Here is a 22,404-nt window from a genome sequence, read left to right as displayed (position 1 = left end):
CATGCTGGATCTGATGCTAGGATGATTTTATAAAGCTGAAGATAAGTGATAATAAACTATAAAATAGGAAAACATAATGCCAACAGAAAAAAGAGCATTACCTTATTTCAAATATCATCCTGAACCGATAAAAACAGGTGCTTTTATCACAGATGATACCGTTATATGTGATTGTTGTGGAAAGGAAACCAATATTTATTACGAAGGGCCTTTTTTTAGTGTTGATGATATTGAAGCGCTTTGTCCTTGGTGTATTGCAGATGGCTCTGCCAGTGAGAAATTTGAAGGTGATTTTCAAGATCTCTCTTCTGTTGAAGGAATATTATCAACCTATGATAGTAACGGTGAATATTCAGGTTATCAGTCAGGTGTACCTAAAGAAAATCTTGAAGAGTTGATCCGTAGAACGCCGGGATATCAAGGATGGCAACAAGAACATTGGCTTACACATTGTGGCGATCTTTGTGCATTTGTTGGTTATGTTGGATGGGAAGATATTGCTGATAAATTAGATGAATTTGTTTCTTTGGCAGAAGATATTGGTGAGATAGGTATGAATCTGGATGATTTACCTAATAATTTAACTAATGAAGGCCATTGCCAAGGTTATTTATTTAAGTGTTGCTGTTGTGGAAAACTACGTCTACATATCGATTTTAGTTAAAAACATCACTCAATTAATATTAAGTCTATTTTTATAATATAGATTTAATATTAATTTTTTTAAAAATAACCTATTTATATTATCTCTATTAAAAATGGAAATAGTCACTGCTCAATATTTTACGCTATAAAGCAAAAAAATAAAAAGAGGAGCATTGATTATGAATATTAAAAGAAAGATCCTTATAAAATTAAACAATCTTGATTGTGATAATAAAAAATTGTCACTTCCTACTTCCCATGAAATGCATCATTCCCTTTTCAATAATATACCCTTAGTTCCGGTAACATCATCTGTTCATCAATTACCACCAAAAAGTTATATTGATTCTATTTCAATAAACTTTAATGATCTAAATAAATATTATTATCTAAATTTACCGGAGAATAATCATTATCCTTTAGATGAAGTTATTAAAGCATTAAGACAACACCCTGACATTGAATATGTACAAACAGTGCCTATACAGCCTATTGAACCTCCTAATATTACGCCTGATTTTACTCAATATCAGCAATATTTAAATTCGCCAGAAAAAACAACGGCGAATATTAATAAAATTAAAGGGCTTGGGATTTGTGAAGCATGGAAACAAGAAGCATACGGGCAAGGAGTACAAATCGCTGATATTGAATGGGATTTCAATCTTTCTCATCATGATTTATCAACGGATAACATTACATCATTATTACCTTTCAATGAAAAAACTAGTCAGGCAGATCATGGAACAGCAGTCGCTGGCTTAATTATGGGGAAAAATGATGGCAAAGGGATCACTGGACTCGCTTATAAATTAGATATGTTTTATGCCATCTCTGAATTAACTTGTGGACGTATCGATGCGATTATCGCGAGTAAACGCATACTACATGCTGGTGATATTGTTTTATACGAAATGCAAACAATCTGTGAGCATCAGGCTTATGTACCTGCGGATTATGAAATGCATATTTGGGAAGCAACTCGTGCTTTAACCGATGCTGGGATCATAGTGATTATGGCTGCAGGTAATGGAGGGGTAGATCTAGATTTACCTGTTTATGAAAGTTATCGACAACGTCATGATAATAATTCAATACGTGTTGGTGCCGGCTCACCTTATACATTAAATCGATTACCTTTCTCAACACACGGTTCACCTATTCATGTACAAGCATGGGGAGAGGATGTTGCAACTGCGGGTTATGGTGATCTATTTCGAAGTGATGATAACCATACTTATACGGCTAATTTTAGTGGTACATCGTCAGCCAGTGCTTTAGTTGCGGGAGCTGCCGCTGTGATCCAATCTTGGTATAAAGACCATACAAACAGTGTGTTAACACCGATACAAATGCGTGACTTATTAATTAGAACAGGCACTTTTCCACTGTTAAATGGCAAAATTGGACCTTTACCCAATGTGAATAACGCCATTCTGTATTTAAAAAAACTAATAAAACGTCATTAAGTACAATAGTGTTAATTCCTTTAGCACCTCCTAAATATTAGGGGGTGTTATTTAAATTTCATCTATATGATATATAAAGTTTTTATCATCCTAATAAGATTGGGATCTAAAAATAAGCACAATTTAATCCACTTTTTGTGTAAATAATAATTATAAAATTGTGTTACAAATAAACGTGATAATAAGTTTGTATAGGAAAATAAGGCGATTAGATAACTTCTGAGAGAAAATTTATTTAATCATAAACTTAAGTGATTTTTGTGATTTATATAAATTAATAGCATTTTGATTTTACTGTATTTTTAGCATAAACCCTAAAGAGCATAGTTTATGATGAAAAACTTAAATATGAATAGTTTTTCATTGTTTATGCGCCTTTTTGCTTTCAATTTCACGCCACTGCGTTTATCATTTTCCGCTTGTACTATACATACGGCGTCGCTGGTTTTGGGCTTCTGTGGAGCATAATGCTCCGGCAGCTCACACAGTCTTTTCCAGTGGCGGTTCTATCTGCATTATTCTTCGGGATAGAGTATTACCTTAAATGACTGAGAAAACATCTCTGATACCAGTTGTCGAATTAAAATCCTTAAGTAAAGGTTTCGACGGAAAACAAATTATTTCCCGCCTCGATCTCACTATCAACCATGGCGAGTTTTTAACCATCCTCGGTCCCTCGGGCTGTGGTAAGACGACGGTTTTGCGTTTAATTGCGGGTTTAGAAGACGTTGACGATGGGCAAATTATCCTTGATGGGCAAGATATTACGGATATTCCAGCGGAACAACGTTTTGTAAATACGGTTTTTCAAAGTTACGCGCTTTTCCCACATATGACTGTTTTTGAAAACGTCGCATTTGGTCTTCGTATGCAGAAAACACCTGCTGATGAGATTAACATCCGCGTTGAAGAAGCTTTGCGTATGGTGCAACTTGAAGATTTCGCACAACGTCGCCCTGCACATCTTTCTGGTGGGCAACAACAACGTGTCGCGATTGCGCGTGCTGTGGTGAATAAACCAAAGGTCTTATTGCTTGATGAATCATTATCTGCACTGGATTACAAATTACGTAAACAGATGCAAAATGAATTAAAAGCCTTACAACGTAAATTAGGGATCACCTTTATTTTCGTGACTCATGACCAAGAAGAGGCGCTGACGATGTCAGACCGGATCGTGGTGATGCGTGAAGGACGTATTGAGCAAGATGGTACTCCGCGTGAAATTTATGAAGAGCCAACAAATCTGTTTGTTGCGCAATTTATAGGTGAAATTAATATTTTTGATGCTCGCGTTCTTCATCGTATTGATGAAACGCGTATCCGTGCTGATGTTGAAGGCCATGAATGTGATATTTATACCACATTACCTGTGACACAAAACCAGCAACTCAAAGTATTGCTTCGACCTGAAGATCTCCGTGTTGAAGAAATTCACGATCTCGAAAACCTTCCAGGGCTAATTGGTTATGTTCGTGAACGTAACTATAAAGGCATGACGCTAGATTCCGTTGTTGAAATGGAAAATGGCAAGGTGGTGATGGTCAGTGAGTTCTTTAATGAAGATGATCCAGATGTTGATCACTCGTTAGACCAAAAAATCGCAGTAACTTGGGTTGAAAGCTGGGAGGTCGTGCTGGCAGATGAAGAAAACACGTAAACTATTTCAAAACATCGTAATTACCGGTGTTGTGGGTTGGTTGATGGTGTTCGTCTTCTTGCCGAATATCATGATCATTGCGACCAGTTTTTTAACGCGTGATGATGCCAATCTTGTCGAGATGGTCTTTACACTCGATAACTATTATCGCTTATTTGATCCTATGTATGCAGAAGTATTACTGCATTCTATTAATATGGCGGTGGTCGCAACGTTAGCTTGTTTATTATTAGGTTATCCCTTTGCATATTTCCTTGCAAAAATGCCTAAAAAAATACAGCCACTGATGTTGTTTTTATTGATTGTACCCTTTTGGACAAACTCGCTTATTCGTATTTATGGATTAAAGATATTCCTAAGTACCAAAGGTTATTTTAACGAATTCCTGTTGTGGATTGGACTTATTGATAAACCACTCAGAATTATTTATACCCCAGAAGCGGTTGTACTGGGGCTGGTTTATATTTTATTACCTTTTATGGTATTACCGTTATATTCCAGCATTGAAAAGTTAGACAAACCTTGTTTAGAAGCGGCGCGTGATCTAGGTGCTAATAAATTTCAGACCTTTATTCGTATCATTATTCCATTAACAATGCCGGGGATTATTGCGGGTTGTTTACTCGTAATGCTACCTGCTATGGGCTTATTCTTTGTTGCTGATCTAATGGGTGGCGCGAAAAATTTATTAATTGGTAACGTAATTAAGAGCCAATTCTTAAATATTCGTGACTGGCCTTTCGGTGCAGCCACCAGTATTTGCTTAACATTAGTGATGGGATTAATGCTGTTTGTGTATTACCGAGCTGTGAAGTTACTGCATAAGAAGGTAGAAATAGAATGATAGGACGGTTATTGCGTGGTGGATTTATGTCCATTATTTACGCGTATCTTTATATCCCGATCATCATTCTGATAGTTAACTCTTTTAACTCATCACGTTTCGGGATTAATTGGAAAGGATTTACCACAGATTGGTACACCATTTTATTTAATAATGACAGTCTGCTTCAAGCAGCTGGACATTCATTAACAATGGCGGTCACTTCTGCAACGTTTGCGACATTAATTGGCTCATTAGCGGCAGTTGCTCTTTATCGCTACCGTTTTCGTGGTAAAAAATTTGTCGGTGGTATGCTGTTTGTTGTGATGATGTCGCCAGATATTGTTATGGCGATTTCGTTGCTTGTACTGTTTATGATCCTAGGTGTTTCATTAGGATTTTGGTCGCTTCTATTTTCACATATTACATTTTGCCTACCTTTTGTTGTGGTCACAGTGTATTCACGATTAAGTGGATTTGATGTGAAAATGTTGGAAGCGGCGAAAGACTTAGGGGCAGGTGAATTTACTATTTTACGTAAAATCATTATGCCTCTGGCGATGCCAGCAGTAGCTTCAGGTTGGTTATTAAGCTTTACGTTATCTATGGACGACGTTGTAGTTTCCTCTTTTGTGACGGGCCCAAGCTATGAAATTTTACCACTGAAAATTTACTCAATGGTAAAAGTCGGGGTTTCACCGGAAGTGAATGCGCTTGCAACCATCCTTTTAGGTCTATCATTAATATTAGTATTAATTAGTCAGTTGATTTTGAAAGACAGAACTGGCAAAGCGTAATCATGTATTAGTGCGAGTTTCTCGCACTTTTGGGGTCTTAAAGACCAATCTGTTGGAGGTAGGCTCGCTGCCTATTTGATATTAACGCATCAACCACTGAAGGAAACATAAATGAAAAAGTGGTCCTCAGTACTTGCTGCCAGCGTAATGGCATTAAGTATCGGCACAGCATCGGCTGATGATGGTAAGACATTATATTTCTACAACTGGACGGAGTATGTGCCGCCTGGTTTGCTTGAACAGTTTACGAAAGAAACTGGGATTAAGGTGATTTACTCCACCTATGAATCCAACGAAAGCATGTATACCAAGTTAAAGACCTACAAAGAGGGTGCTTATGACTTGGTGGTTCCTTCCACTTATTTTATTTCTAAAATGAGCCATGAAGGAATGCTACAAAAAATCGATAAATCAAAATTAACGCATTTTGATAATCTCGATCCTAGTTTATTACATAAGTCATTCGACCCAGAAAATGATTATTCCATCCCTTATATTTGGGGTGCGACCGCTATTGGTATTAATAGTGATGAAGTTGATGTCAGTAGCATTACTTCATGGGCAGATTTATGGAAACCTGAATATAAAGATAGCCTGCTATTAACCGATGATGCCCGTGAAGTTTTCCAGATGGCATTATTAAAATTAGGCTATTCAGGTAATACAACCGATCCTAAAGAGATTGAAGAAGCTTATAAAGAGCTACAAAAGCTGATGCCAAACGTATTAGCCTTCAATTCAGATAACCCCGCTAACCCTTATATGCAAGGGGAAGTTAATTTAGGGATGATTTGGAATGGCTCGGCATTTATTGCTCGCGATGCGGGTGCTCCTATTGAAATGGTGTGGCCAAAAGAAGGGGGCATATTCTGGATGGATAGCTTAGCTATTCCTGCCAATGCCAAGAATGTTGAAGGTGCTCATAAACTTATCGACTTCTTATTACGCCCAGAAATAGCAGCCAAAGTTGCGGAGAATATTGGTTATCCGACACCAAACCTAGCTGCACAAAAATTACTGCCAAATGTGATCACTAAAGATAATTCTCTTTATCCAACAGAAGAAATTATCAACAAAGGTGAATGGCAAAATGATGTTGGTGATGCGACCGTGTTATATGAAAGTTATTACCAGAAACTAAAAGCGGGTCGTTAATAAATTTCATGTTTTATGCTAAAGCCACCTTTAAGGTGGCTTTTTTATAACAGAAGAGAATACATTTTTTATTTAATTAAAAATAAAGAGAAGTAAAAGAGAGTCGGTGATAAGGAAAAGTGTAAATAGACTACGCTTAATTAAAATCATTCTTAATACAACTTTCGGCAATTAACCGATTATTTTTTTCTTGAGTTTTTCTTCGTTGTTCAATACTTGTAGTATGATTACTTTGTAAGAAATAGCTAATATGAACATCAAATTTCTCAGAGATACGATAAATTAACTCGATACTGATTCTATTTGTTCCGCGTTCATAACGAGAAAGCTGTTGCTGGCTTATCTCTAATCTTTTAGCAAATACAGTTCCCGAACATTTTAATTTTTTTCGTAAATGGCGTATTCGCTGGCCTATACGAAAATTAATGGTTTTGCTGTTATCTATCATTTATCAGCCTTAAAAATTCAAATCATTATTGATAAGAAAAAGTCAGACTGGCTAACCCGTTTGCTTTTCCAGGTTTTAGTGTTCCAGTCGTGATATACCGAGTTGACAGGTTTAATGTGTAGTTTTCGTTATTAGATGTTGTTATATGAAGTAAGCGTTGGTTAGGTTGTCCTGTAGCACTAATGTCAGGCCCATAAGTTACTGGAGTCGGGTTATCATTAAAGAAAAATTGAATACCAATACCTGATGCATCTGAATCTGATGTTAATGTAAGAACATCCGTATTATTAGAATAAGTAGATTGATCGGTCATGCTGGCATACAAGTGAACATTAGTATCACAAGTTACTGAAATGGGTTTTGTTTGTGTTTTTGAGGTTGAGCCGATAGCACTCATATCTCTCATTGAGATATCACCTAATTCATAAGTAAGATTTTTGGTATTTACGGTGCAACCACGAGCTTTAATGGTGATTGTTACAGGATTTATTGCGACAAGTGATGTGTTATTTCCTTTATGCCCTCCGCCATATTCAGACCAAGTATTGGCAATTACGGTGTAAGGAATATTATAAACACCCGTTTCTAAGTGTTCGTCAGTAACAACAAAGACAACTTTTGCTTTTAATGAAACACGGTCTACACCTTTATTTACGGTAGAACCTACAGCTGGATAAATAATAGTTGCACTAGAGCCAGTGCCGACATCAATAGGGACATAAGAAACATTGTCATTGTTATCTTTTAAACCAAAGGCGTAACCAATACCTTTTACACCAGCTAGCGAATAAACCGGATATCGATTACTCCCTTCGTAATAATAGATCCCACTTATTTTTGAACCCAGTGCATTAGCATAGAGCGTTTCAACCCAGCATTTTTGTAGAAATTTATTCTCACATTTAAAGCCGTTATGAACAGATGTCTCTCCAATCCATGTTGACGTGATGGGGGTACCAGCGGGTGTTCCGTCTGCTGCACCATCAAAATTCATCGGTACAGGTGATACAATAAGAGGATCTGCCACTGCCCATGCCATCTTTTCAGGAGTAAACACTAAAAAAACCAGTAATGATAAGAAAGAAAGGGAATATTTCATTATTGGTACTCCAGTAAAAAGGTTGTAGTCGCATTAGCTTGCCCTGAACTGACTGGCAAATGTGTTGCGATGTATCGGGCGTAGAATTGCAAGGTATTATCTTGATTAGGCAATAACAGGTAAGATTGGCTTTTTTCATTGATGGCAATAGGTGTGCCTGACTTATCCATAAGTGCAATAGCAACGCCTTGAGCACCATCCTTATTAACTGCAAGTAATGTATTATCAGATGCAGAAGGTGTTCCTTTAAAGCTGACTTTTACGCCGCTGGCTTCGGGTTGGCAATCTACCAACTTAATACTAAAAGGGATAATAGGTGTACGTTGTTGAGCAATTGTCGTTGAAGTGAAATCTTTAGTCGCGATATCACCTAGTTTTACTGTAATTGTTTTTGAGTTGGTTTCTACCGTGCAAGTGTTGCCAGTTACTCGAGCATTAATTTGAACTAAAGTGTCATAAGTATTGCCTTTACTTATAGAAAGCATCAATAAAGCCAAAATAAGCATTAATCTGCGCATTATTGGCACTCCTGTGTCATTTTTACAAAGGGCTCATTAAGTTGCTCAAGAGGTAGTTGATAGCGCACTTGGCAATGTTTGGACGATCCATTGCCCCAACGAACATCTAATAGGCCTGAGAGTGGTACACCAGAGAGGTAGAGCAAACCATCATCGCCCACAATACCGGAGAGATTATTTAGCTTATCAGTGGCAATTGCACCGAAAGGTAAAGGTCGTCCTTGTTGCCTTAATGTCAGTAATAAGCGATATCCTGTTTTGGCGTCAAAGTTAACTTTAATAACAGCACCTTGAGTAGGGATAACCTGCTGAATGTTTTGCTCAATTTCAACATTATCAGGGAGGGCGGTGGTATCAAGAGCAACTTTGTTTTGGCGATAAGCTGTGGCATAGGGAATGACCGCGAATCCACGCCAATCGGTATAAATCCCCGTTGCATTATCAATAGGTACATCTGCTGTTTTGCCAGCATCGACTAAAATAGTATTTGAACTTAATGGCTGACTTAATGTGATCCCTTCACTATGTAACAACATACCACCTGCAAGGCTATAATTGAGTTGTTGAGCATCTTGATGGTAGTTATAACCAGCATTGAGATTGCCATATCGGCTTTGATATCCAAGGGATGCACTTCCTGTATAACTGCCACCTTGATTGCTATATCCCTGTTGGACACTGTAATTTAATGTATTGTCGTCGAGTAAAGTGCCTGCAACACCTGCATTATGAGCAGAATAGCCGTTATTATTATGGCTGTAGTTATAAGTGAGATAGGCACTATTGACGGGTTGATAACCGGAAGGCATAAGAAGTTGTAACGGAATAGAAATTCCAAGAGAGAGAGTTTGATCTCGTTCTCCACTATTCATCATGCGGTTATAACTATAAATAATGTTGTAAGAAAGTCCTTTGATATTGCCGTTATAACCCGTTTGTATTAATACATTTTTCTCATTTGTTCCCCAATAGTTTTGCCAGTGTGTTGTCATAAAAACAGAGCCATAATCGGCAAGTTGTTGTGACAAATTGATCTGGAGACTGCCTTTTTTATGATTACGCAGATCAAAATAACGTGAAGGTGTTTGTTGATTATCCTCATAGAGATAACCAGACATACGCGTGTTGAGCGTCTCTTCTAATGTGTAAAATCCAGCAGTAGAGTAGCGATAGCCTAATAATTGAAAATTAGTGCCAAATTGGTTAAGTGATTTTGCGTAGAGAAAACGTAAAGAGTAGCCCTCAGATATCGAATCATCAGGTAGTCTGCTATGAGCAAAAGTGATATCCGTTGATAATGCGCCCAAGGTGCCCATATTTTTACCGGCCCCAAGTGCATAAGATTGATAATCTGCTGTAACTAAAGCTCCACTATATACTGTTGTGTCATAAGGCAATCCATAAATTAGGTGACCTTGTAAAAAGCGTGGCTTTTTATTTTGGTTATTTTGGCGAATTTCACCTGCTTGAATAACAAATTGTTTTTGACCTTCCCGCTGTAAAATGGGTACCGCAGAATACGGTACGACATAATCATGTTTTCCGCCGTCATTTTCTTCAACAGAAACATAGAGATCTCCGCTATTTGATGTTGGATAGAGATCCTTAATTTCAAATGCTCCAGGAGCGACAAAGGTTTGGTAAATAATATAGCCATTTTGTCTTATAACGACTTTGGCATTACTATTTGCTATTCCTCTAACAATAGGAGCAAAACCTCTTTGACTATCAGGTAACATGGTGTCATCGCTTTCTAAGGAAATTCCTCGGAAATTAATGCTGTCAAAAAGTGTTGATGACGTATAACTGTCGCCAATTTGTAATTGGCTTTTTAGCGATACAATATTGCGTTGAAGATAAGTATTGATGTGGTTCCACTGGTTTTTTCCATTTGATGAATTCCAAGTGGAATAATCTCTTAATCGCCAAGCACCAATATTGATCCCACTACGTAGATTTAGATAGTAACTATTATTATGGGAGTTTCCCCAACTATTGGCTCCACTAAAGGTATAATTTAATATTCCCGCAGTAATACCGTTATCCCATTTCTCTGGTGGAATATAACCACGAGCTTTAAGATCTAAAGCGGCTTGAGGAATTTGAATTTTTAATGCTTGCTTCTCAATGTCATAATTAACAATAGAGTCAGGAATAATGTCTTCAATATTAATACATTGATTATCTAAGGCATTTTCAATTTTAGAAAATATTTTAGTATTAATGGCTAATGATTGATAAAAAGATTTATTTAAACAAGGGATTACATTTTTATCTTGGCTAATAAAACGGATGTTTTCTGTTCTCAGATATTCATGATTAAAAATAATATCAAGAGGATAATCCCCTGGTTTGATACTATTTCCGGCTTCAAAATAGCTTAAATCAGCGACAGAATCGGGAGAGTCAGCCAAAAATGCAGGATTAAATCGGTTTGCACCGTGTGCTAAAAATGGCAAAGCCATTGATATAGTAATAGCACCAGAAAAGAAAAAATAAACTGTATTTTTATTAATCATGTTTTTTGACCAAAAAGCTTGGAGCCGATGTAATCATTAATGAGAAATTTCTTTTTTTAATACAGCTGTCTGTGCGCCATAATCATTGATTGTTTGGAATGAAATTAGCTTCGCATTACTCTTTATTTTTCCTAACATTAATTGAGATAACGGATTGATCATGATGCTTGCTGGAAGTTGATTATCCACTACTGCTAAATTCACCATAGTTATATGATAAGGTGTTGGATTATTCGCAATAAGCTCACCATTTTGGTAAGAAAAAGAAATCTCATTTGCAAATTTTTCATTATATGCAGGTAAATTTCCTGGACGATAGAAAAGCTTTATTCGGCTCTGTATTGCGATTTGTAGTGTATTTTCCTTAGCAAGTTCATCTTGTAATGAAGGGATCACTTTTACATTCATCCAAAATAAACTTTCTCTATCTTCAGGTAATGGTGCTCCGGTATACATAATTCTTAATGCATTTTCTTTATTGGCATCAAGAATATATAAAGGAGGTGTTACTATAAAATCATTATTTTTAATTCCTTGATTATCAGAAACCCATGATTGAATTAAAAAGCTATTTTCTTTATCTGAGTTAGTAATAACAAGATTGGTTTGTTTAATATTCGAGTTATAAATAATACGTGTGGCACCTAATGAAACACCATTAGAGTAAGATAATAATGGAAAGAGAAAAATAATAAGGAATGTAAGTATTTTTTTCATAATAGAAATACATTAGATAATGAATATAGGACAATTATTTTTTGATAAAAATATGCCGTCCTTGGCAATAAGATATCAATCAAAAATGATTAGCAATTAAGAGTAAGTAACCATAAAGTTTGTGGTAACGTTTGCGCTACCTGCCTTAACAGTATCATCAGTTGAAACTAGAGATGCGTTATAATTTAATTGGTTTTCGCCCTCAATTAACTTTTGAGTCGTTGATGGTTGCCCTGGAATAACATTTTTACTGCTTGAGTCAGTAATTTTTAATGCTACATTTGTAGCCGCACCACTACCTTGTAATGCAAATGCATTTGCATCGCCATCAGAAGCAGTGCCATTAAAAGTAATTGCCGCTAATGTTGAAACTGTAATATCGCAGTTATTTAATTTAATACTAAAAGGAATACGACCTGTTTCGTCACCTTTTTTGGTAAATTCGGCAACGCGGAATTGACCTAAACGAACAGTTTGATTTGCTGAGCTACTATCAACACCACAGGCTGCATTTACAACAGAACCTTCAAAGTTAACAGTACCGCCATTGACTGTTACTTCTGTTGGTGCAGGAGTACCAGTATCTTCTGCAAATGCAGGTGCTGCAATAACTGCCATTGCAGAAGTAATAATTGCAGATAATAATAACTTTTTCATTAATTGTTCCTATTTTTTAAATATATATCTAACCGTTAACTTAATAAATTAAGCTAACAGTTAACTCTATTTATTTCCTATTCTTAGATAGAGAATAAAAGGGGATAAATTATTTTTAGACGTGTAACGTAAGACTATTTATATATATTTAACAGAGCGCTGATTACCGCAATTATCGTAAAAACGATAAAACAGTCATATTCACACCTAAGTCAAATTTTCAAAAATTATAGATGTGCTAAAAAAAATAGAGAAATCGTTTTAAACGATCGTTTTTAGCTTGTTTTATAGGTGGTATCTATTGATGTCGTGATAACTATCGGTAATAGTTAGTGTTAAAAAGTGGATAAATATATTACTTTATCTAATGATTTTTATGTTTTCTTGTATCATGTTGATATTTATCATTTTTTTACTTTTTGTTTTTACTCTGTTATTTGACTCTAATAGAGAACATCTTAAAAAGATGATGTAAATATACTTATAAGATGATGTTTCATAAAATATATTTCATAGTGAAACTATTTATAGAATGATACAAAAAATAACACTTTTTGTGTTCAAAAAAGACAATATTGTCTGTTTCTTTATTCAAATATAAATTTTAAATTTATATTTTATAAAAAAAGTAGAAATATTATTTATTCATTTTAAGTTGAAATTAAAAGGCATATTTTAAAAATATAAAATTGATGATACTTTTTTCACTACCTATGGGAGTAGATCAATGTGTTTTCTGCTTGATATTAATTGTAACAAAATGTTTCACCATTCAATTTTTTCTTTATTATTTTTGCATAAAAGTGATTAAAGCAATTATGCTGGTTTTATTTTAATATCGGTTCTAATGATAAAATCTTAAATCTGAAGGCACAAAATGATATCTAGCTCATCAAAAGGGACGTTATATGGCATTGTTGCTATTCTTCTTTGGAGCACCATTGTTGGCTTAATTCGTAATATTAGTGAGTATTTTGGTGCTGTAGGAGGTGCTGCACTGATTTATACCACAGGCACACTCTTTCTTATTTTGATCTTAGGAGTACCTAAGTTATCACGCTTTCCTAAACGCTATCTCTTCTGGGGTGGGCTATTATTTGTTACTTATGAAGTATGCTTATCTCTGGCTTTAGGATTTGCAACAGACAGAACACAAGCCATAGAGCTAGGAATGGTTAACTATTTATGGCCTAGTTTTACGTTAGCCCTTGCTGTAATACTTAATAAGCAGCGATTTTCTATTTTACTGATTGTCGGATTATTATGTGCATTTAGTGGATTAGTCTGGGTTGTTAGTGGTGATAATCCGCTAACAATTGACGGTTTATGGAAGAATATTCAAAGTAATCCATTAAGCTATATATTGGCATTTTCAGGTGCCATTTTATGGGCGTTTTATAGTAATTTAACGCGCCTTATGTCTGGCGGGAATAACGGTATTGTGCCTTTCTTCTTATTAACGTCACTTGCCTTGTGGGGGCAATACCTATTCTCCGAGCCAGTAGAGTGGATCGTTAATACAAAAAGTATCACGCTATTGTTAATAACTGGTGCCGCTATTGGGCTTGCAAATGCTGCTTGGACAATCGGTATGATCAGGGGCAATGTGACCTTATTAGCCACACTTTCTTATTTCACTCCCGTTATTTCTACTGCATTCTCATCAATATTGTTGTCTACCGCACTCTCTTTCTCATTTTGGCAAGGGGTAATGATGGTGACAGGGGGCTCTTTAATTTGCTGGTTAGCAACTCGTCAAAAAACGATAAAACCACTTAAAACGGCAAAATAATGCAAAATAGAGGGTTATTAAGTTAAATATTGATGTAAATAGAGATCATTGGCTTAATAAGCTCTATTTAAAAAAGAAGCATTTGTGCAAGTTGAAATTTTTTCACTATGCGGTGAGAGGAATATCGGCTTATCTATACTCATCATATTTCAATTTGTAGCTTTACTGATTAGTGACTTATTCACTTGCTGTCTAGCCACATCTCGAATTATTTAGAGTATAAGTAATACTATAAGAACAAATGCAACAAAAAAGGAATTGCTATGAAACTTGAGACACTCTCTGTTCACGCGGGTTATTCACCTGATCCAACTACAAAAGCCGTTGCTGTACCTATTTATCAAACAACATCTTATGCATTTGATGATACGCAGCATGGTGCGGATCTCTTTGACTTAAAAGTGCCCGGTAATATTTATACCCGCATAATGAATCCAACCAATGACGTATTAGAAAAACGTGTTGCAGCATTAGAGGGCGGAATTGCGGCAGTTGCCGTAGCATCGGGCATGGCTGCTATCACTTATGCAATTCAAACTATTGCACAAGTGGGGGATAATATTGTTTCTGTCGCTAAGCTTTATGGCGGTACTTATAACTTAATGGCGCACACATTTCCTCGTATTGGTATTGAGGCACGCTTTGCTCCTCATGATGATATTGCCGCTCTTGAAGCGTTAATTGACGATAAAACAAAAGCGGTATTTTGTGAAACCATCACAAATCCAAGTGGAAATATTGTCGATATCCAAGCATTGGCCGATGTCGCTCATCGTCATGGCGTACCTTTAATTGTTGATAATACGGTTGCCACACCTTATTTATGTCGCCCTTTTGAACATGGTGCGGATATTATTATTCACTCTTTAACCAAATATATTGGCGGTCATGGTAATTCTATCGGAGGCATTGTTGTTGATTCCGGTAAATTCCCTTGGGCTGAGCATAAAGATCGTTTTGAGATTTTAAATACACCTGATGTTTCTTATCACGGGGTAAATTATGTCGAGCACTTTGGTGCGGCGGCTTATATAGCAAGATGTCGTGTTGCGCCTTTGCGTGGAACTGGTGCGGCTCTATCACCTTTTAATGCATTTTTGATCCTACAAGGGTTAGAAACGCTGGCACTACGTATGGATCGCCACACTGAAAATGCACAGAAAGTAGCAGAATATTTGCAAAACCATCCTCAAGTTGCATGGGTTAAATATGCAGGTTTAAGCAATCACCCTGAGCATGATTTAGCGGTACGTTATATGTCAGGTAAACCAGCCGGTATTCTCTCTTTTGGTATTAAAGGGGGCGCAGAAGCTGGAGCAAAATTTATTGATGCACTGCAACTCATTGTTCGCCTTGTGAATATTGGTGATGCAAAATCATTAGCATGTCATCCAGCTTCAACCACTCATCGTCAATTAAATGATGAAGAATTAGAACGCGCTGGTGTTTCACGAGATTTGATCCGTCTATCTATTGGTATTGAACATATCGACGATATTCTTGCAGATTTAGAACAAGCATTAAAAGCCAGCATTTAATTACAGTTATCAATTATCAATTTAAAACCTTCTTTATTTAAAGGAGGTTTTTTTATATTTTAAGATTTTAATTTCAATATTATCGGCAATCAATTTAAATTTATTTTAATTAATATAAGGATATAAATGAATATTAATTCTATATTTAGAGATACAGTGAATCAACTGACAACAGGAGCAGGAAAAGCAATAAACAGTGTTGTCGATTTTTTTTCTAGTCTTCGTTCGGGTATAACGGGTTTATTTAATAGTAATACACCTTTTAGATTTAATAGTAATGATAATGAGTCAGGAAAAAAATCATTCAACACTTTAAAGGATTTATTAGGTAGCAAATGTGAAATAAATACCATAAAAGATACAATATATAAAGAAATAGATGGTGTAAAAAATCACATATATGAAGAAATAGATGGTGTAAAAAATCACATATATGAAGAAATAGATGGTGTAAAAAATCACATATATGAAGAAATAGATGGTGTAAAAAATCACATATATGAAGAAATAGATGGTGTAAAAAATCACATATATGAAGAAATAGATGGTGTAAAAAATCACATATATGAAGAAATAGATGATGTGAAAAAGCACATATATGAAGAAATAGATGATGTAAAAAATCACATATATGAAGAAATAGATGAAAAATATTTAAACTTAATAAGAGATTCCTCTAAATCAGGGAATGAAAAAGAACCATTAATAGTTAATGGTGAATATTATGTTATTTTTGATTGCATAAATATATCTAGTGAGGAAGTTTATTCTGAGTCTTACAGTAATAATTATTCTGGCGAAGTTAATTATGATAAACTTCTAACGGATAATGAAATTATGGAGTTATGGGGTTTTTTACTTAAAGATAAAACCCAAATTAATACCATTTAACTGGTGGTGATTCTATTTTTAATAAAAAACAGTAGTATAAAGATATAATGATCCAGATGAAAAAATAAGCGTAATTAAAAATAAAGAAATTAATTAGATATTGATTTCTTTATTTTTGCTAAATTGGTTTTTTAATTAAGATTATAAACATATTTGTTTTTTGATAAAAATCAAATTTTAGATCCCTTTAATTTTTAAATTAATTATTTAGATCAATCTTGTAAAATAAGTTTAATTTTTTAAATTAAATTTGATTGGGAAATAAAGGAATGTGAAGTCAACTGCATTATTTACATATAATAAGCCTCAGTCGAAATCAGATTGATTTCGATCAATAAGGAACATACCGACTGGTCGGTATCATCCTGTGCATGAATACAACTGCGCATCACCGAAAAAAAGACCCTATCCGAGTTCAAGAGCAATTATTGGAAGCGGCAAGTATTATTGTGGCTAATGAAGGAATAGCTTCTCTCTCTTTAAATGCTGTAGCAAAAGAAGCGGGTGTAAGTAAAGGTGGTCTACTTCATCATTTCCCCGGAAAATTAGAATTAGTGCAGGCAGTATTTAAACGGCTATTAGGTATTATGGATAGTCGCATTGCAGTTATTATGGAAAATGATCCTATTGAAGCGGGGCGTTTTTCTCGCGCATATTTAACTTATATTTCTGATTTAAAACAGTCAGACGAAAGTCGCCAATTAGCCATACTGTCTTTAGCAATGCCAAACGAGCCTATTATGCGTAAATGCTGGCGAGATTGGATGTTAGATCATTTAGCCAAAGGCGATAAATTAGATAATAGCTATTTAGGTACATTAATTCGTTATGCCGCAGATGGTCTTTGGTTATCTGAATTAACAGAAGGCCCTACGATTTCACAAGAAGAGCGTAATGCATTAGTTGAAAGATTATCTGAGATGACATTTGACTATATGGCAAACACAGTAAATCAGTAATTTTAATCAGGATGAATGAGGGCACAATGAAATACAAAATAAATGCCTTAATTTATTACGACGCAACGGATGGCGCGATATCGTTAGAAAAAGAGAGTGTTGATACACATCTTTCTATTACCGCAAATGCGTTACTGTTTTATTTTATTCAGCATCCAGGTGTTGTTAATCGTGATGAAGTATTAAAACGTGTTTGGGATGATAATGGGCTGGTTTCATCAAACAGTAATTTAAACCAATATTTGAGTTTATTACGAAAAACATTTCGTCATTATGGTATTGAAAATATCATTGTCACTATTGCGAAAGGGCGATTAGAGTTCAATCCGGATATTTCAGTTGAACTTATTGATGATTCAACGTTATTACCTTCAACTCAAACAAATGAAGAAGAACCTATTTTAGTTAAGGATGAAAACAAAATAGCCGTTGAAACAACGACACCTTTATCTTTAACTCAAACACCTTTAGAGTCTACACAAGAAGAAACACCGCAACAAAAACAGAAACAGAAACCAGAAATTTGTTGGTATTTAGCCAGCATTGGTTTTTTATTAGGTGCGGTATTTCTTGCGGTGATCATCTTTTTTAATCAACATCAATCAAAGCCAATTTCACTGACACCATTAACACATAATGATTGTGAATTACTTTCTAATGAAGCGATGATTAATTCTGCGGTAAGTGATAATTATGTTCGCAATTTTGACGCAGTAAGAAAGAAGCTTAATTTACAGTGTGTGAAAGGTGAGCGATTTGTTTTCTTCTATGGTGATAAATTACAAACAAATGGATTAGGGCGCGTATTTTTAGCGCACTGTGCAAAGAACGAAGATAATCCATTTAGTTATTGCGACAATTACTTTTACTATTCTTGGAAATACTAATGAAAATCTCAGGGAAACTTTTATGTTTTTTATCGGCCCTGATTTTTATCTTGGTCGCCACTTATGCAGCAACAAGATTATTAACCATTAAAAATGAAGGTGTCATGGTTTGTTCAACTAAAGGCATTATGCGTTTTGAAAATATGGAAGATGAAAATGTAAATGGCAATATTCATTTTTCATTTGGTGCCAATGGTAAAGGATCAATTGTTGTTGAAGGCTATACCACCTCAAAAGCAGGATGGTTGTATTTACAACGTTATGTGAAATTTGATTATACGACCAAACGTGTTTCACCAACCGAACGTCACTATTTTGTTAGCCAATGGGATGCGAGTGCATCATCAATCGATGAATCTCCAGACGTTATTTTTGACTATTTTATGCGTGAAATGTCAGATAGCCATGATGGGCTATTTATTAATGCACAGAAGCTAAATGAAAAAACATTACTATTAAGCTCGCTCAATTCACCACTCTATATTTGTACCTTAAAACCGGGTAGTAAATTCGATTAATCGTCCTGATTATCTGATTCTATTTTTGCAAGGTGGCTTCTATATAGTCGCCTTTTTGTTTATCTAACACGCAATACATCCCATCCTTCTAATTAACTTTCTATTCTCACATAGCCTTAGGTTTAGCTCTTAGATTTAGTGCTTTGCTTATTGCGTAATTTGAACAGATTGTCTGCATGATTTTTATCACATAAGAGTGCTCACCTTTATTTTTATACATCGCAGTGAAGGTTTAGATTTAATAAATATGTTATCAACAAAAAAATAGCACGATTTGTATATAGACTTGATTTAGCCTTTTTCAATTATTGATCTCACATTGAAATATCAGTGATATCTCGCACATCTTTCTCGTCAATATGTACTGCCTTTTTGCACCTTTTCAACATCCTCCTAACAAAGTTAATTTGCCTGTTTTTTCATCTATTTTTTGCGTAAATCAATAAATTTATAACGATAAAAAAAACAAATTAACAGCATAGATATATAAATACAGGCATAAAAAACACTAAATAACAGAGTTAAATTCTATATGCGTTCATATCATGGATTTATATTTTGTTTTCGTTTTTACGCGCTATAGTGATTTTGAAACCAACGTCTGCGTTTAAAAAATCACCACGCAGACACAATGGGCAAACGTAAACCGTTAAACGGCTTCTCGGAGGAAATGAAAATGGGTGATGCATTAGGTCTGATCGAAACCAAAGGTCTGGTGGCATGTATTGAAGCCGCTGACGCTATGTGTAAAGCCGCGAACGTTGAACTTATTGGCTATGAAAATGTGGGTTCAGGTCTCGTGACTGCGATGGTGAAAGGCGACGTAGGCGCAGTGAAAGCTGCAGTAGATTCAGGTGTGGAGTCAGCACAGCGCGTGGGTGAAGTTGTTACATCGCTCGTGATTGCTCGTCCTCACAATGACATCAACAAGATTGTTATCAAACACAAGGCATAGTTTTTGCCTTAGGAGAACGTATGGGTGATGCATTAGGACTTATTGAAACTCAAGGGCTGGTTGCTTGTATTGAAGCCGCCGACGCGATGTGTAAAGCGGCAAATGTTGAGTTAATCGGCTACGAAAATGTGGGTTCTGGTTTAGTGACTGCAATGGTGAAAGGTGATGTAGGTGCCGTTAAAGCCGCTGTGGAATCAGGCTTAGAAGCTGCTCAACGTGTTGGTACTGTTGTGACTTCATTAGTCATCGCTCGTCCACATAACGATATTCAAAAAATCGTTGCCCAGTACAAAGTGACTGAATAACGAAGGAAATAAATATGAAAGAAGCACTAGGTCTAGTTGAAACCAAAGGTCTTGTCGCTTGCATTGAAGCTGCTGATGCAATGTGTAAAGCAGCCAATGTTGAACTGATTGGTTATGAAAACGTCGGTTCAGGTTTAGTGACAGCCATGGTGAAAGGCGATGTCGGTGCAGTCAATGCAGCGGTTGAGTCAGGTGTTGAAGCGGCAAAACGTATCGGCACCGTGGTGACTTCTCGTGTTATTGCAAGACCGCATAACGATATCGAGAAAATTGCACAACAGCACAAAGCCTGATTTTCAGGCGTGCTGTAAAGCAAAGAAATAAGTTATTCAGCTAAATTTTTTAACTCCTGTATGGGGGAAGACATGGTTGCATTAGATAAAGATTTGCAATCCAGACAACTGGCTCGTGAGCTAGTTCGTAACGCGAAAAATGCACAACTTGTTTATGCTAAGTTTTCGCAGGAAAAAATCGACAGTATTGTAAAACACATTGCATTTGAAGCTGCTCGTCATGCAGAAGAGCTGGCAAAAATGGCGAACGAAGAAACAGGCTTTGGTAAGTGGGAAGACAAAGTTCTGAAAAATACCTTCGCGTCATTGCGTGTGTATGAACATATGAAAGACATGAAGACCGTTGGCATTATCAATGACGATAAAGTGAAAAAAGTCATGGATGTTGGCGTGCCTTTAGGTGTTATCACGGCGTTAGTTCCTTCAACTAACCCAACATCAACCATTATCTATAAAACCCTAATTGCACTGAAAGCGGGTAATGCGATTATTTTCTCTCCGCATCCAAATGCAAAACAGTGTAGTTTCCGTGCGTTAGAAATTGTTAAAAAAGCTGCGCTAGAAGCTGGGGCGCCAGCTGGGATCGTTGATGGTGTGACATTACTAACACTGGAAGCGACAAAAGAATTAATGCACAGCAAAGATGTGTCATTAATTTTAGCGACTGGCGGTGAAGGTATGGTGCGTGCAGCTTATGCATCAGGCACTCCGACAATCAGTGGTGGCCCAGGTAATGGCCCTGCCTTTATCGAACGCAGTGCCGATATCAAAAAAGCAGTTAGCGATATCATCACCAGTAAAACATTCGACAATGGGGTTATCTGTGCATCAGAGCAATCCATTATCGTTGAACGTTGCATTTATAACGAAGTTCACCGCGAGCTATTGGCGCAAGGTGCTTACTTTATGAATGACGAAGAAGCTACAAAAGTGGCTTCAATGTTACTGCGTGCTAACGGCACAATTAACCCAGCAGTTGTGGGTAAAGATGCGATTTATTTGAGTCAGCGTGCAGGTTTTAGCGTACCCGCAAATACGCGTGTATTAATCGCATTACAAGATACTGTTTCACCAAAAAATCCGTATTCACGTGAAAAATTATGCCCAATCTTAGGGATGTATATCGAAGAAGATTGGAAATCAGCGTGCGATCGCGTGGTGCAATTACTGACTAACGAAGGTTTAGGTCATACCTTAGTTATTCACACCAAAAATGAAGATGTTATTCGTCAGTTCTCTTTAGAAAAACCGGTTAACCGTATTCTGATTAATACCCCTGCGGCATTAGGCGGTATCGGTGCAACAACCAATATTACTCCTGCTCTTACTTTAGGTTGCGGTGCTGTTGGTGGCGGTTCTAGCTCTGACAACGTTGGCCCAATGAATCTACTGAATATTCGTAAAGTAGGTTATGGCGTGCGTACCGTTGAAGAGTTGAAACAGCCTTGTCCTTTGGCACAAGAAGCTGCTCAATCTGCTGTTTCTGCTTGTGCTGTTTCTAGCGCAAATCACCAGACCAGCATTCTTGATGATGATCGTTTTCGTTCACCTTCTTTAACTCCTGTTCATGCGGAATGTGCAACTGCACAACGTCAAACTCAAGGTGATGATCGCTTTGGTGCATCTCCTTATGCAACGACGGTCAGTACTTGTGCGCAACAAGTGATTGAACAAGGTGATATTACCGAAGAAAACGTGGAACGCATTATCAAGGAAGTTCTCGGACGTCTGAGTAAATAACTCATTGATATAAGGCGAT

Annotated in this window: 22 protein-coding genes; 16 read left to right on the top strand and 6 right to left on the bottom strand. The window is 36.2% G+C overall.

The window, feature by feature from the left end; all coding sequences use genetic code 11:
* Positions 1 to 76: 76 nt before the first annotated feature.
* The 6 genes from cbrC (at position 77) to potD (ending at position 6,549) form a co-directional block, all read left to right on the top strand.
* The gene (cbrC, locus tag GTH25_RS16140; protein ID WP_075673058.1) at positions 77 to 664 is read left to right on the top strand and encodes a PF03691 family colicin E2 tolerance protein CbrC; all 588 of its coding nucleotides are present in this window, start codon (positions 77 to 79) and stop codon (positions 662 to 664) included.
* 160 nt (positions 665 to 824) lie between these two features.
* The gene (locus GTH25_RS16135) at positions 825 to 2,114 is read left to right on the top strand and encodes a S8 family peptidase (RefSeq protein ID WP_156734210.1); all 1,290 of its coding nucleotides are present in this window, start codon (positions 825 to 827) and stop codon (positions 2,112 to 2,114) included.
* Positions 2,115 to 2,658: 544 nt separating this feature from the next.
* Positions 2,659 to 3,774 (top strand): spermidine/putrescine ABC transporter ATP-binding protein PotA, encoded by a 1,116-nt coding sequence (gene potA / locus GTH25_RS16130; RefSeq protein ID WP_075673056.1) that lies wholly within the window; start codon positions 2,659 to 2,661, stop codon positions 3,772 to 3,774.
* The gene (gene potB / locus GTH25_RS16125) at positions 3,758 to 4,618 is read left to right on the top strand and encodes a spermidine/putrescine ABC transporter permease PotB (protein WP_023583058.1); all 861 of its coding nucleotides are present in this window, start codon (positions 3,758 to 3,760) and stop codon (positions 4,616 to 4,618) included. Before potA ends, potB begins: the two co-directional genes overlap by 17 nt.
* Entirely contained in the window at positions 4,615 to 5,394 is a 780-nt protein-coding gene (gene potC, locus GTH25_RS16120) for a spermidine/putrescine ABC transporter permease PotC (protein WP_075673055.1), read from the top strand. Before potB ends, potC begins: the two co-directional genes overlap by 4 nt.
* 111 nt (positions 5,395 to 5,505) lie before the next feature.
* Entirely contained in the window at positions 5,506 to 6,549 is a 1,044-nt protein-coding gene (potD, locus tag GTH25_RS16115) for a spermidine/putrescine ABC transporter substrate-binding protein PotD (protein WP_075673054.1), read from the top strand.
* Positions 6,550 to 6,685: 136 nt separating this feature from the next.
* On the opposite strand, the gene GTH25_RS16110 is transcribed toward potD, so the two are convergent.
* The 6 genes from GTH25_RS16110 to GTH25_RS16085 all read right to left on the bottom strand — a co-directional run bounded on the left by GTH25_RS16110 (position 6,686) and on the right by GTH25_RS16085 (position 12,507).
* Entirely contained in the window at positions 6,686 to 6,997 is a 312-nt protein-coding gene (locus tag GTH25_RS16110; RefSeq protein WP_075673053.1) for a helix-turn-helix domain-containing protein, read from the bottom strand.
* Positions 6,998 to 7,022: 25 nt separating this feature from the next.
* Positions 7,023 to 8,096, bottom strand: a complete 1,074-nt coding sequence (locus tag GTH25_RS16105; protein ID WP_075673052.1) for a fimbrial protein — start codon at positions 8,094 to 8,096, stop codon at positions 7,023 to 7,025.
* Positions 8,096 to 8,614 carry a fimbrial protein gene (locus GTH25_RS16100; protein ID WP_099660502.1) on the bottom strand — a complete coding sequence of 173 codons (519 nt, stop codon included), beginning with the start codon at positions 8,612 to 8,614 and terminating at the stop codon, positions 8,096 to 8,098. The genes GTH25_RS16105 and GTH25_RS16100 overlap by 1 nt, the downstream gene beginning before the upstream one ends.
* Positions 8,614 to 11,133: a fimbria/pilus outer membrane usher protein gene (locus GTH25_RS16095; protein WP_156734208.1), complete on the bottom strand. Its 2,520-nt coding sequence runs from the start codon at positions 11,131 to 11,133 to the stop codon at positions 8,614 to 8,616. The genes GTH25_RS16100 and GTH25_RS16095 overlap by 1 nt, the downstream gene beginning before the upstream one ends.
* A 36-nt stretch (positions 11,134 to 11,169) precedes the next feature.
* Positions 11,170 to 11,850 carry a fimbrial biogenesis chaperone gene (locus GTH25_RS16090; protein WP_075673049.1) on the bottom strand — a complete coding sequence of 227 codons (681 nt, stop codon included), beginning with the start codon at positions 11,848 to 11,850 and terminating at the stop codon, positions 11,170 to 11,172.
* A gap of 96 nt (positions 11,851 to 11,946) precedes the next feature.
* On the bottom strand, positions 11,947 to 12,507 hold the full coding sequence (locus tag GTH25_RS16085; RefSeq protein ID WP_075673048.1) for a fimbrial protein: 561 nt from the start codon (positions 12,505 to 12,507) through the stop codon (positions 11,947 to 11,949).
* Positions 12,508 to 13,384: 877 nt separating this feature from the next.
* Here GTH25_RS16085 and yddG point away from each other — a divergent pair.
* From yddG to GTH25_RS16035, 10 genes are all read left to right on the top strand, one after another.
* Entirely contained in the window at positions 13,385 to 14,299 is a 915-nt protein-coding gene (gene yddG, locus GTH25_RS16080; protein WP_075674389.1) for an aromatic amino acid DMT transporter YddG, read from the top strand.
* Positions 14,300 to 14,562: 263 nt separating this feature from the next.
* Entirely contained in the window at positions 14,563 to 15,837 is a 1,275-nt protein-coding gene (locus GTH25_RS16075; protein ID WP_075674388.1) for a bifunctional O-acetylhomoserine aminocarboxypropyltransferase/cysteine synthase, read from the top strand.
* A 156-nt stretch (positions 15,838 to 15,993) separates the two neighbouring features.
* Positions 15,994 to 16,728 carry a hypothetical protein gene (locus GTH25_RS16070; RefSeq protein ID WP_164530748.1) on the top strand — a complete coding sequence of 245 codons (735 nt, stop codon included), beginning with the start codon at positions 15,994 to 15,996 and terminating at the stop codon, positions 16,726 to 16,728.
* A gap of 371 nt (positions 16,729 to 17,099) precedes the next feature.
* A complete protein-coding gene (locus tag GTH25_RS16065; RefSeq protein ID WP_075673542.1) occupies positions 17,100 to 17,687 on the top strand; it encodes a TetR/AcrR family transcriptional regulator in 588 nt (195 codons plus the stop codon).
* A gap of 26 nt (positions 17,688 to 17,713) precedes the next feature.
* On the top strand, positions 17,714 to 18,574 hold the full coding sequence (locus GTH25_RS16060) for a transcriptional regulator (RefSeq protein WP_075673541.1): 861 nt from the start codon (positions 17,714 to 17,716) through the stop codon (positions 18,572 to 18,574).
* Positions 18,574 to 19,092, top strand: a complete 519-nt coding sequence (locus tag GTH25_RS16055; RefSeq protein ID WP_006536331.1) for a FidL-like protein — start codon at positions 18,574 to 18,576, stop codon at positions 19,090 to 19,092. The genes GTH25_RS16060 and GTH25_RS16055 overlap by 1 nt, the downstream gene beginning before the upstream one ends.
* Before the next feature lie 676 nt (positions 19,093 to 19,768).
* A complete protein-coding gene (locus GTH25_RS16050; protein ID WP_004249182.1) occupies positions 19,769 to 20,047 on the top strand; it encodes a BMC domain-containing protein in 279 nt (92 codons plus the stop codon).
* Positions 20,048 to 20,067: 20 nt separating this feature from the next.
* Positions 20,068 to 20,352, top strand: coding sequence for a BMC domain-containing protein (locus GTH25_RS16045; protein ID WP_006536329.1), 285 nt, complete (start codon positions 20,068 to 20,070; stop codon positions 20,350 to 20,352).
* Between the two features lie 14 nt (positions 20,353 to 20,366).
* Positions 20,367 to 20,645, top strand: coding sequence for a BMC domain-containing protein (locus GTH25_RS16040; protein ID WP_006536328.1), 279 nt, complete (start codon positions 20,367 to 20,369; stop codon positions 20,643 to 20,645).
* Positions 20,646 to 20,717: 72 nt separating this feature from the next.
* The gene (locus GTH25_RS16035; protein ID WP_075673540.1) at positions 20,718 to 22,385 is read left to right on the top strand and encodes an acetaldehyde dehydrogenase (acetylating); all 1,668 of its coding nucleotides are present in this window, start codon (positions 20,718 to 20,720) and stop codon (positions 22,383 to 22,385) included.
* Positions 22,386 to 22,404 lie beyond the last annotated feature (19 nt).

This window comes from Proteus terrae subsp. cibarius (genome assembly GCF_011045835.1).
In the GTDB taxonomy this organism is placed as follows: domain Bacteria; phylum Pseudomonadota; class Gammaproteobacteria; order Enterobacterales; family Enterobacteriaceae; genus Proteus; species Proteus cibarius.
Note: the sequence above shows the minus strand (reverse complement) of the source record. Positions and strands in the feature narration are given on the sequence as shown.